Consider the following 11,371-nt stretch of genomic DNA (forward strand, 5'->3'; position numbering starts at 1 on the left):
ACTCACAACTTCGAATCCCCCCGAATTCGATGGATGATCTTCCCTGTCGATCATCTACCCACCAAGATCATTTCCACGCCTTAGGAGATACCCCCTTCGTTGCTGGACACGAGCTGCTGGAGGTCGGCGGTGACGACTCGGTAGCTGGTGCCGATTCGGATGACCTTGCAGGGGAAGTGCCCCTCGCGAGCTAGTTGGTAGGCACGGGTTCGGCCGAGGCCGAGGGCGCGGGCGGCGGTCTCGATGGTGGTTGTGGTGGGGAGGGCGGCGAGTTCCTCATGGGTCATGGGTTCCATGCTCAGGCCTCCGGGAGGTTCGTGCGGCGGGGGAAGTGGATGGGGTTGTGTCGTTCACCGGCTGGAGGCGGTGCGAGGAGCGTTGGGTCGGTGATTGGTCTGGGGAAGTCGTTCGCCGCTGCTGCTACGCCGGCGTCGTCCTGATGTGTCTCGCCTCTGGTCATCGGGGACGCCTCGCGTCCGCGGGTGGGGCGAGAGTGGACGGCGTTGATGGCGGATTGAGCTTCGCTGAGGGTCGCGCAGAGGGCTTGAGTGTGGCGCCTTGCGTCGGCCAAGGCTTGGCCGTGGCGGCTCAGGACGTCGGTGAGGTCTTCGCCGTCGTCGTGGCCGAGGCGGTCGGCTTGAAGTTCGCGCAGGAAGAAGCGGTTGATCTGGTCGAGGAGCTGATCCAGACCGTAGCTGGCTGCGCTCAGGTTGCCGAGAACGGTGTACGCGGTGGAGGGGAGGGTGAGGCTCGGTGGGCCAGCCGTGGCGTAGTTGAGCTGGCGGACGTGTTCATACAAGTTGACCGCTAGCTGAGCGGTCTCGTCGTCGTTACCAGCGGCACCAGGAGCCGGCATGTAGTCGGTCATGTAGGCATGTCCTTGTGGGTGCGGGTCTCACGTGGGAACTGTGGTCGGTCATGGCTACGCCTCTCTTGTGTGGTGGGGACGAGGTAGCGCAGGTTCGTCCTTCCGAACACTGCACCGGTACATTGCTTGCGCATCGTTAGAGTTGTTTGCGCTCCGTTAGTATGCGACTGCTCTGATCATTACGCCACGACCCCGCGCGGCGTGGCGTGGGAGTCTTGCTGGTCGAGCTACCGCGATGGGCCGCGGCGGCGGTGCGGACCGGGTTGCGGACATGCGGCTCCGGTGGATTGATACGGGCTTTCTGTCAGATGGTGGCTGAGGGGGACGGGGAACGCGGCGGCCGCGAGTCGTGCAGCGTTTTGCCCCGCAGTGAGGTGCGCTGGCATCCGAGGCAACGTCGGGGACGGCGGTCGTGGATCTGGCCGGCCGAGTTTGGTGAGTTGCGCAGCAGCTTTGCGTGCGGCTGCTGCTTGTGCGGCACGGTGCTGGAGCTGCCTAGACTCTGCGATCGCCTCGATTAGGGCGGCGAGTTGCAGCATGAGATGGGAGAGGACGCTCACAAGGTCCGGACGGTGACCGCGTCGTCCTCGGATTTCGGAATAAGCCAGGGCTCGGGCAACCGCGCGAAGGTTCGCGCCGTAGGGCGTCGGTGGTGGCTGGCATCCGTAGGGTTCGCGAGCTGCGCGGTCGTAGAAGTCGGCAGTGCGCGCGAGTTCTCTGTTGCCGGTGATTGCTGCGGTCACGTGTAGGACGTCGGAGGTCGCGGCGGCCACGTCAGCGCGGACGGCCGGGTCCTGAATATGGCGCATCTGCCAGGTGGCCGTGGCGGCGGCTCGGGCGGCCTGCTGGTAGGCCGCAGATCGTTCCTGGCGAGTCAGCTCGATGCTGCGGCTAAAGGCGCGCCGGTCAAAGGGGATACTTCCGTGTGGAGCTGACCAACGGTGGCGGAGTTTGGGGAGGGTGAGGTTGGCGGCGAGCCTTCCTCCGGAGAACCAGACCGGTTGGCCTTCTTGGTTGGTGTGGTGTGGAAGCGCGACCGCGTAACCGGTGATCTCTCCAGGACTGCGGGCGCTCTCACGGGTCTTGACCAGCACTCCAGCATCTTCGAGGGCGGCGAAGAAGTCGTCCTCGGTTTCGGCTCCCGCGGCTGCGGTGGCTACGTGCCGGCGAAGGGTGGTGCGAGGAGGCTCCGGCCAGTTCTTACGATGGGCAAGTTCTGTCTCGGCTCGGGTCGGTCGAGGTGCGGCTGTGCGGTCGGCGGGGGCGGTTCGGGTGAGGCCGTAACGTTCCTCGGCGGTGTGGCAGGCGTCGGCGACCTTGTAATAGTCGCGGTGGACGTTCGGGTTGCGTCCGTCCTCGCGGGCCAGGACGACAGCGAGGTGGATGTGGTCGTCGGCGTGCCGTACTGCGATCCAGCGGCATGCCTGGTCGTCACCTCGGGGGGCGAATCCGGTTTGGTGCATCACCTCTTCGGCGATGTCAGCCCATTCATCGTCCGACAAGGTTCGGTCCTCTGGGGCCGCTCGGATCGAGCACTGCCAGATCGGCAACGCCAGGGGTGTGTGCCGGAGTGTGTCGAGTGGGGATGTCAGGACACCGACCAGGTGGCGGAAGTCCCGATCGCCTCTCGCATCGAGGCCAGGTTCCAGGGCCATGGGGAGTCGGAAACCCGCGACGATGTGCGGATCAATGTGCTCGTTGCGCCGGCCAGGGCCGTAGAGGTAGGACAGCAGCCTTGCGACGCCCTGGCCGCGGGTGACTTTGCCGATCAACGTAGGAGCCGACCGATCTCGACGGACGAAGCGTCCACTCTGCGGAGGACGTTCTCCAGATACGACAATGCAGCAGGCAGTTCCCCAGGCACCTGTCCCGTCGCGTTCGCGATGCGCGCCAGTTGATTGAGGTTCACGCCGATTCGGTTCAACTGTCGCGCGATGCCGCGCAGTTCTTCGCAGAGTTCCGCGGTCGGCTGGTGTCCAAATCTGTGCTGGCGAGTGGCTGCCTGGACGGTGTGGACGATGAATGTTCCGTAGGCGGCTCCTGCTCGTTGGGCTGCCGCACGGATTTCCGTGTACTCCTGGTCGCTGACTCGGAACCTCATCTCCCGATCCCGTCGGCGTCCTCCGCCAAGCTGCGAACGTCGCTGCAGCTTGCGTGTCTGGTTGACCTGTTCGTCGCTCGTCGCTCCACCTCCGATCGACTCGTCCTGGACCGCGCCCGGTCCCGCACCACAGGAGTGTGTGCGGCGGGTTTCCATGAATCCGCAACGTGTCGCGACACGGTCCTACCTTGCAGCCTCTAGGCAGTGCGGCAGCCAAATGTCGCCAGCGTGTGACTTGCAATCCCTATGCCTGTTGCGGCGGGTTGGGGCGTGCCGTAAAGTTATGGATGATTCAGCTCTCAGAGAGGCCGTCAACAGGCTAGCTCGTTCCAAATACAAAAGCGCTACTCAACTCGCCGACGCTTGTTCTCAGGCGAACAGCGCACAGGCGATGCATCCTTAGGCTCGGGACTCGGTGCACCTCCTCGCCAGGACGGTCGCGGTAGCACCGAGTAGTGCGGGTTCTGGTACCCGATGGCAGCCAGCAGAACTTGATGTACACCTTCGAGCGGGCCAGAAGCCGCCGTGTCGCGGCGGCGCTTCAACATGCGGGAGTTGCCACTCTCGATTGTCCCGACAGGATGCGGCGGCAACCGACCAGGACGCGGCGGAGGAGGTTGCTGCGCCGACGGCGTGTTGCCAAGTCAGAGGGGCGGGATTGACTTGCTGAGGAAGACGCCTTCCTCTCCGGCATGGCCCAGGTGCCGTCCACTGCCCGAGAAGCTGGTACCTCGCGCTGGTCATGGCGGTCTCTGACGCTCCGGACATAGGGATGCTCAAGCATTGCGTCGATGCGTCGAGCGAGGTCAAAGGCGCTCTTCGCCTCGACCAACTGATCAGGCAGCGAAGCCCAGAGAGAGCCGGTGCACTCGCCCCAATAGATGCACAGTCCCGGGTAGCGCCGCCGTAAGACTTCCACGGCCTGGTCGAGATCGAGTTCTCCTGCCAAGCCGCGGTGGCACGCGGCAGTGGCCGACTCAAGAGAACCGCCAGGATGGGCGGCGTACTCACGGAAGGTCACGACATCACTTCCAAGGTGAACGCGGCGAACGCGCTCGTCATGTGATGGATGGCTCATGGGTGTCGTGCGGCCGGTGAATTCCGGGGGGAATCAGCCACCGACCGCACGACAGGCCGGCCGGGGCACGGCCGGCAAGGGACGCGCACCATGGGGGGTGCGGTGCGCGTCCCGGTCTCAGCAGTTGACCAGGGCCCAGACGGCGTGGCCGTCGGCGCAGTCGTACTGGCCGGTCTCGTCGGCGTAGGCGTCCGCCAGAATCAATCCGCGTCCATGCTCAGCGGGGTCGGCTTGCTCATCGGCACGAACCGGGACGGGTCCATCGTCCAAGACCGTGAGGCGCGTCTGCCGGCGGCCGATGCAGAGTTCGACCCTCATGCGACCGCCGGGCATCCCACTGGCCGAGTGCCACAGCGCATTGGTGCCGTACTCACTGACGATCAACTCGAACGCCTCGGTCAGTACCACGTCGTCAACCAGCAGCAGGCGAACCCAGCGACGCAGCAAGGACACCGCGTCGGGCACGCCTGGGACGTCAATGTGCCACACGTGACCGTCCCAGTCGCCCTCGGTGTTTGTTCCGTCAGCGGCGGCCTGTCGCGAGGTTGGCGTACGTGAGGCGACCAATGCGCCGTCCGTGTTCGGCACGACGGACAGGGTGTCACCGCCCGCCGTCCCGAGGGGCAGCGAAGGCCCCTCAGCGTTCTGGAGATAGGGCGTTGCCAGCGCACTCAGAGCTATTCTCATCCATACCTCCCTGTCGAGGGTGAGGATGCGCGGCCGGGCAGGGTCTCCAATCCATGGCCCGGCCGCGCGATGACCGCCGACGCAACGGCTGCCGCGCCCGCCAACCAGCTCTACCGAGCTCGCCGACCGTGGACTCGGGCCGTCTTGTCGCCGTTTCGCACACTGTGATCCATCGATCGCAGTGCGTTGCCACGCCATAGTGACTCTGTACAGTTCATGATCACAACGACTTCGACAGTTTTCGCTCGAGGAGTTGCTGCAAGGCCCTGCTCTTGACACCCCGAGGAAGGCAGACTGCCGCTCATGGTCCAGCCACACAGTCCAACGGTTCGTGGCCGACGTCTCGCCAGAGAGCTGCGCGAACTACGTGAGCGTGCCGATCTGCGTCCCGAGGACGCCGCCCAGCGGCTGGGCTGGAGCCGTCAGAAGGTCATGCGGATCGAACGGGCCCTCACCAAGGCCAGCAGCAACGACCTCAATGCGGTGATGGATCTCTACGGCGTCACCAGCCCCCAACGCGACGCCCTGCTGCAACTCGCCAAAGACGCTTGGAAGCGCGGCTGGTGGACGGCCTACCGCGACATCTTCGCCGGCACGTACCTCTCGCTGGAGGACGAGGCATCCCAGATCCGCGAATGGCAACCCCAGGTCGTACCTGGCCTACTCCAGACCCCCGACTACGCACGGGAGGTCGTGATGGCCTTCACCTCTGAAGCTGCGGACATCGAGCGCCGTGTCGCCGCGCGTATGACAAGGCGATCGATCCTGAGCCGGCCCAACGCCCCCGAGCTTCACGTGGTTCTCGACGAGGCGATCCTGCACCGCAGGATGGGCAGCGCCGAGACCATGCGGGCCCAGTTCGAGTCCCTACTCACAGACTCCCGCCGTCCGCACGTGGAACTGCGAGTACTTTCGTTTCATCAGGGACGGCACCCCGGCCTCAACGGTGGTTTCGTCGTCCTGAGCTTCGAGGTCGGTATCGACCCCGACATCGCCTACCTGGAGACCCCGGGCGGTGACATCTACCTGGAGTCCGAAGACGACGTCACCCGTCGTAGGGTGGTCTTCGACGAACTATCCGAAATGGCCATGTCTCCGGACGAGTCAGAAGCACGCATCGAGCGTGCTGCAAGGGAGATCACGGATGGGTGAGGACCCCCGCCTCGCGTGGCGTCGCTCCTCCTACAGCACCAGCGGCGAGAACTGTGTGGAAGTCACCATCTTGGCCTCTGAGGTCGCCTTTCAAGGCCGCGGTTATGCGGCTGTGCGGGACTCGAAGGATCCGGAAGGTCCCAAGCTCGTCCTCGAAGGTCGAACTTGGCGGAATCTTAGGCATCAGATCAAGGCTGGCACTTTCGACCGGAGGTGAGCCGGCTCAGAAGGCCGCTTCTGCTCTCCCGCAAGCACTCGGGGTCCCTCCGGTCCTGGCCGCTATGATCGTCGCCGAGATCGGTGACATCACGCGCTTCAGCCGCGCGGAGAAACTGGCGATCTTGGCCGGGCTCACTCCGCGGCACCGCGAGTCCGGTCTCAAGGTCACCCGATCACATCACCAAGCAGGGCTTACCGGTCCTGCGGTGGGCTTTGATCGAAGCGCTCCAGCAGCAACGCGCCGGCTCCCCCCATTCGCGCGGTCGGCGACCACATCCTGGCCCGCCTTGGCAAGCGGGCCACAACATTGCCAAGGTCGCCGCCGCCCACCACCTCGCCGTCCTGGTCCTCTACGGCATGTGCGACGGCCACATCCGAGCCCTCGACCGACCCTCCACCACGCCGCCACAGGGCGCAGCAGCATGGAATGTTCCAGCCGTAAGCCGGCGCAAGGTCGCCCGCAAGTCTCTTCCCCACTGGCGCCGGGCCGCGCGTCCAACACCGCTTGCCCCAGCACGCACACACGGCCCGAATCCGACTGATCCTTCGCCAGGGCTACTTGAACCCCTACGCGCTCGTGTGGCGGCCGGGGGCTACCTGGCGGGTGCCGGCCTACTACCGGCGAGACCGGGGATGTGGTCTGTGCCGCCGGGCCGCTCACATCGATGGTGGTTTCGGGTGCTGGTCCTCTATCGGGATCTGCTGCAAGAGCGTGCGGACCTCAGGGGAAGGTCATCCCGCCCGGTACTGCCCCGTTCTCTGTCTGTCCCTTGGCTGTCGGGTGCCTGTTCCAGGATGATGAGCTAAGACGTGTCTTTTGTGACACTTTGAGTCAGACGTGCGCGCAGAGACCGTCGCGCGTGGTGAAGTATGGACCATCTGCCTGGGCTGTGTGGTAAGGACGGGATAGTGACGCTTGTGGCGGTTTCGCTGATGACGAGGGCGATTGAAAGGGTTCGAGTGTGATCCAGCATGATGTGGACCGCTTCCTGGAGGACAGCGACGCCCGGACTCTGCCTTGGGCCAAGCCTCAGGGGGCGCCTGCGTCGTTGAACACCGACCGAGTCCTGTTCGGCAACGGCGACTCGCCTTTGGAGGTGGCGGTCGCCTACAGCGTGGAGGGACAGCCGAAGACCGACGAGATCCGACGCCTGTGGAAGCTGCGGCAGTCCAACCGGCCCTCTCCGGTGCTGCTAGTCGTCCTGTACGGCGACGCGGGCGGGCCGGTGAAGGCGGCGACATGTGGGACACAAGGGGACCCTTCGACCGCTACGGACCTGGATGTGGACCAGGTGGCCCAGGTCTGTGATGTAGCGCTGCGGGAGCCCGACCGGCACGGGGCACGCCGCGCGCTGGAGCGTCTACTGACGGGGGTGAAGGACCAGCTCACCCCTGGGTTGAGCAACCAGGGGTTGTTCGCCACGCATGAGCTGCGCACGGGCGTTCCTCGAAGAAGCGACTGGGGCGGCGCATGTGTTCAGGCGCAGTCCTTGCGCGGCCTGCGTGGGCTTTCACTGATCAAGGGGCTGGGGTACACGCTGGTACCCCGGGGTTCGGCCGCCTTTGTGTTGACCCATGAGGAGACGACGAAGGCCGTCGCGGTTCTGCTGAACGACACCGAGGTCTTTGACCGGCCCTCTCCCCGTTTCGGGGCCGTGTCACCGGTCGCCCATGGGATCGCGACGGCGACCCGGGAAAACCTTCCGTGGGTCATCGTCGTGCGTGGCAGCCAGCTGCGGCTCCATCCAGCCCAGCCAGCCGTGGGGACCGGCGCTAAAAGCCCGGGGGAGACGTTCGTCGAGCTGGATCTGGGGCTGCTCACCGATGAAACCGCCGGCTATCTTCCGCTGCTGTTCTGCGCCGCCGCGCTGACGCGTGGCGGGAGCGCCGACCAGATTCTGGCGGCTTCTGCGGACTTCGCCGCCGACCTGGGGATCCGGCTCCGTGAGCGAATCTACAACGATGTCGTGCCGGGCCTGGCCGTCGCGGTGGCTCGGCACATGCGCTTGATGTCGGAAAACGATCTGCAGGAGGCGTACCACCGAACTCTTATGATCTTGTTTCGGTTGTTGTTCCTGGCCTATGCCGAAGACCGGCGGCTGCTGCCGTACGGGCAGAACCCGCGGTATGACCGGCACGCGGTCAAGACCCTGGCCAAGGACTTCGCCGCCGACCCCGGGCAGACCTTCGACCCCGACGCCACCGCAATGTGGGACGACATGCTCTCCGTGTGGGCCGCGGTCGACGGTGGTAACCGGGGCTGGGACGTCCCGGCCTATAACGGTGGCCTGTTCACACACGACGCCGCGGTGAGCCCGTCGGGTGCTGCCTTGACGCAGATGCACCTCGCCGACGCTGAGTTCGGTCCGGCCCTGCGCGCTCTGCTGGTCGACGTCGGCCCGGACGGCACACAGGGTCCCGTGGATTTCCGGTCGCTGTCGGTACGCGAGTTCGGCACCATTTACGAGGGGCTACTGGAGTCCTCGCTGTCCATCGCACCGGTCCCGCTCACCACGAACAAGGACGACGCTTTCGTCCCCGCCCAGGACGGTGACACGGTCGTGGTGCCGGCGGGGCAGGTGTACTTCCACAACAACGCCGGGAACCGCAAGGCGACGGGCTCGTACTTCACCAAGTCGTTCGCGGTGGAACACCTGCTGGACACGGCGCTGGAACCGGCACTGCGAGCCCACCTGCATAGGGTGGGGGAGCTGCTGGGTCAGGGGGATGAGGCGGCGGCGGCGGATATGTTCTTCGACTTCCGCGTCGCCGACCTGGCAATGGGATCCGGGCATTTCCTGGTCGCAGCGGTCGACCGGATCGAGGCCCGGTTCACCGCCTTCCTCGCCGAGCAGCCCATCGCCGCCATCGCCGACGAGCTCACCCGGCTGTCCCAGGCAGCGCGCCATACCCTCGGCGACCAGGGTGCCTCGGTCGAAATCGAGACGTCGGCGTTGCTGCGGCGTCAGATCGCACGGCGCTGCGTGTACGGGCTGGATCTCAACCTCATGGCGGTTGAGCTGGCCCGTTTGGGCATCTGGATCCACACCTTTGTCCCAGGCCTGCCGATGTCGTCGCTGGAACACGGCCTGGTCGTCGGGAACAGTCTCACCGGCATCGGGACCTTGTCGGAGGCATTGGACGTCCTGGAGCCCAGGGCGGGCATCGGGCAGATGTCGCTGTTCGCCGACAAGATCGAAGACGCCCTGCGCGCGGCCGGGGAACGGCTGCGGCGCGTTGCGCGCACCGACGAGGCCAAAAAGGCCGAGGTGCAGGACGCGGCACGCGCCTACCGGCAAGCCCTGGCCGAAGCACAGGACGCCAAGCACATCTTCGACGCCGCGGTCGCCGTGCGCATGGGCTTGACCTCACCGCCCCAGGACGCCGACGAGGCGATCACCGTGGTCGCCGGGGCTGGGGAGAAGGCCGAGGAGATTCGGCGGCAACTCGAACAGTTCGGGGTGGTGCACCTGCCGTACCGGTTCCCTGAAGTGTTCGTGCGGGCACGCCCAGGGTTCGATGTCATCCTGGGGAACCCGCCGTGGGAGAAGGTCCGCTGGGAGGCCACACCGTTCTGGGCCGGTGTACACCCCGGCCTGATGGCGCTGCCGGACAGCAAACGCGAGCAGAAAATGAAGGAGCTGCGTGCCGCACACCCGGTGGAGGCCGAACAGGAGGAACAGGAGAAGGCGCACCGGGCTGTCCTGCAGGACTTGTTCAAGAAGTCGTACACCCTGCGTGGTGGCACGCATCTGGAACTGGCGCAGCTGATGCTGGAGCGCGCCATTCGGTTGCGGCGTGACTCCGGCCACCTCGGGCTGGTCCTGCCACGTCAGAGCATGGTCTTGGCCGGATGGAAGAAACTTCGCGAAGAACTCACCACGGTCTGTGACCTGCGGATCGTGCAGGGCCGCAACCACGGCGAATGGATCTTTGAGGATGTCCACGCCTCCTACGCCGTGGTGTTCCTCAGTACCGCCAAGTCAGCCACGCCGACGACGCGGGTCTGGGTCGCTAACAATCGCGCCGAGGTCGCGGCCGCGACCGATGAGAACGCAATCCTGCTCACCAGGGATGATCTCGCCTCGTTTTCCGAAACCCACGTCATCCCCTGGTTCAACGGCGCGGCTGACCGCAAGGTGTTCGATACCATGCGTACAGGTCCGCGCCTGTCCTCAGGCAAGGGCTGGATCAAGGCCGCTCACGACTCCCGCTGGGATTTCACAGGTAGTGGTCGGGACAATGCGCTTGCGATTGGTGAGAACCATCCTGGGGCGTGGAAGGTCTTGATGACCGCGCATGTCGATCAGTTCGGCTTTGATGCGGGCGAACCATTCAAGCAGTTCGTCATGGACTTTTTTGGCCTGATGGCCAAGCCACGTGGCGTCGGGAAACGAGATGGCGCTGTTGTGCTCACCGAGAAGCATCCAGTGATCATCTTTCGCCGGGTCAGCCGTAGTGACGACTCGCGGACGATCATCGCGACTGCGCTGCCCGAGGCCGGGATACTGCAGAACACCGGCTACATCCACGCCCTCATGCACGATCCCGACTCGGGTGAACGGGAACGTCTGGCCTTGCTGGGGTTGCTGAACACCATCACGGTGGACTGGTGGGCCCGCCGGTTCGTCGACCGGCACGTCACCGCTCCGGTGATCAGCCAGATCCCGCTGCCCGACTGGACGCCGCAGCAGGTCGAGGAAGCCGCCCAGATCACCGGGACCCTCCTCGCCCGGAACGGCTACACCCGCCTGGCCGGTGGGATCACCGTCACCGATTCCTGCGGCGACGATGACACCGGCCTGCGGGTCCGCCTGGAGCGGCTGGCACTGCGCGGCTACGGACTGGGCCAGGCCGACCTTGAGGTCATCGCGGCTGACTTCAACAAGACCGGGCTCCCGCAGGGTCTGCGGGACAAGCTTGGCGTCGCTCATGTTCCACCTCGAACCAAGAAGTAGGACACCAGCGACATCAGAAATAGGGCACCGGTCGATACCGTCAGCCTTCACGTATACCTGAAATGCCGTGCTGTGTCGCGGCTACGGCCAGGAAGAAAGAAAAGCGAGTGAGCGTCGTACCCCCCGGCGACTTCCGCCCCACCTTCGCCACCAACCGCCCGGACGAGCAGACGGTCGCCGACGCGATCAACGCGCTGCTGCATGGGATGCGGATTAGCCTCGGGCTTTCACCGGGCGGTGGGTCGAGAGTGACCGTTTAGATAAGAAAAGTGCCTCTGTGCTGGGAGGATAGGGCTTGTTGAGGGTCC

At 65.3% G+C, this 11,371-nt stretch carries 10 protein-coding genes; 5 read left to right on the plus strand and 5 right to left on the minus strand.

Annotation, left to right across the window (positions count from 1 at the left end; translation table 11 throughout):
- Window positions 1-80: 80 nt before the first annotated feature.
- The 5 genes from ABZ806_RS43685 to ABZ806_RS43705 all read right to left on the minus strand — a co-directional run bounded on the left by ABZ806_RS43685 (window position 81) and on the right by ABZ806_RS43705 (window position 4,734).
- The gene (locus ABZ806_RS43685) at window positions 81-287 is read right to left on the minus strand and encodes a helix-turn-helix transcriptional regulator (RefSeq protein ID WP_500225599.1); all 207 of its coding nucleotides are present in this window, start codon (window positions 285-287) and stop codon (window positions 81-83) included.
- 11 nt (window positions 288-298) lie between these two features.
- The gene (locus tag ABZ806_RS43690) at window positions 299-868 is read right to left on the minus strand and encodes a hypothetical protein (RefSeq protein ID WP_396446369.1); all 570 of its coding nucleotides are present in this window, start codon (window positions 866-868) and stop codon (window positions 299-301) included.
- 227 nt (window positions 869-1,095) lie between these two features.
- Window positions 1,096-2,640, minus strand: coding sequence for a relaxase/mobilization nuclease domain-containing protein (locus ABZ806_RS43695; RefSeq protein ID WP_396446370.1), 1,545 nt, complete (start codon window positions 2,638-2,640; stop codon window positions 1,096-1,098).
- Entirely contained in the window at window positions 2,637-3,125 is a 489-nt protein-coding gene (locus tag ABZ806_RS43700; RefSeq protein ID WP_396446371.1) for a MobC family plasmid mobilization relaxosome protein, read from the minus strand. Before ABZ806_RS43700 ends, ABZ806_RS43695 begins: the two co-directional genes overlap by 4 nt.
- 1,039 nt (window positions 3,126-4,164) lie before the next feature.
- Entirely contained in the window at window positions 4,165-4,734 is a 570-nt protein-coding gene (locus ABZ806_RS43705; protein ID WP_500225602.1) for an ATP-binding protein, read from the minus strand.
- Window positions 4,735-5,037: 303 nt separating this feature from the next.
- On the opposite strand from ABZ806_RS43705, the gene ABZ806_RS43710 reads away from it, so the two are divergent.
- From ABZ806_RS43710 to ABZ806_RS43730, 5 genes are all read left to right on the plus strand, one after another.
- A complete protein-coding gene (locus ABZ806_RS43710) occupies window positions 5,038-5,886 on the plus strand; it encodes a helix-turn-helix domain-containing protein (protein ID WP_500225604.1) in 849 nt (282 codons plus the stop codon).
- Window positions 5,879-6,103: a DUF397 domain-containing protein gene (locus ABZ806_RS43715; RefSeq protein WP_500225605.1), complete on the plus strand. Its 225-nt coding sequence runs from the start codon at window positions 5,879-5,881 to the stop codon at window positions 6,101-6,103. The genes ABZ806_RS43710 and ABZ806_RS43715 overlap by 8 nt, the downstream gene beginning before the upstream one ends.
- Window positions 6,081-6,647: a transposase gene (locus tag ABZ806_RS43720; protein ID WP_500225610.1), complete on the plus strand. Its 567-nt coding sequence runs from the start codon at window positions 6,081-6,083 to the stop codon at window positions 6,645-6,647. The genes ABZ806_RS43715 and ABZ806_RS43720 overlap by 23 nt, the downstream gene beginning before the upstream one ends.
- 420 nt (window positions 6,648-7,067) lie before the next feature.
- Window positions 7,068-11,063, plus strand: a complete 3,996-nt coding sequence (locus ABZ806_RS43725; RefSeq protein WP_500225606.1) for an Eco57I restriction-modification methylase domain-containing protein — start codon at window positions 7,068-7,070, stop codon at window positions 11,061-11,063.
- 107 nt (window positions 11,064-11,170) lie between these two features.
- The gene (locus ABZ806_RS43730) at window positions 11,171-11,323 is read left to right on the plus strand and encodes a hypothetical protein (RefSeq protein ID WP_500225608.1); all 153 of its coding nucleotides are present in this window, start codon (window positions 11,171-11,173) and stop codon (window positions 11,321-11,323) included.
- Window positions 11,324-11,371: the final 48 nt, after the last annotated feature.

It is taken from the genome of Spirillospora sp. NPDC047418 (assembly GCF_040643275.1).
Taxonomy (GTDB): domain Bacteria; phylum Actinomycetota; class Actinomycetes; order Streptosporangiales; family Streptosporangiaceae; genus Spirillospora.

Excerpts from the sequence above, each read along its gene's own strand:
- ABZ806_RS43685 (WP_500225599.1), bottom strand. The coding sequence starts at position 287 with ATGACCCATGAGGAACTCGCCGCCCTCCCCACCACAACCACCATCGAG.
- ABZ806_RS43710 (WP_500225604.1), top strand. The coding sequence starts at position 5,038 with ATGGTCCAGCCACACAGTCCAACGGTTCGTGGCCGACGTCTCGCCAGA.
- ABZ806_RS43705 (WP_500225602.1), bottom strand. The coding sequence starts at position 4,734 with ATGAGAATAGCTCTGAGTGCGCTGGCAACGCCCTATCTCCAGAACGCT.
- ABZ806_RS43700 (WP_396446371.1), bottom strand. The coding sequence starts at position 3,125 with ATGGAAACCCGCCGCACACACTCCTGTGGTGCGGGACCGGGCGCGGTC.
- ABZ806_RS43715 (WP_500225605.1), top strand. The coding sequence starts at position 5,879 with ATGGGTGAGGACCCCCGCCTCGCGTGGCGTCGCTCCTCCTACAGCACC.
- ABZ806_RS43690 (WP_396446369.1), bottom strand. The coding sequence starts at position 868 with ATGACCGACTACATGCCGGCTCCTGGTGCCGCTGGTAACGACGACGAG.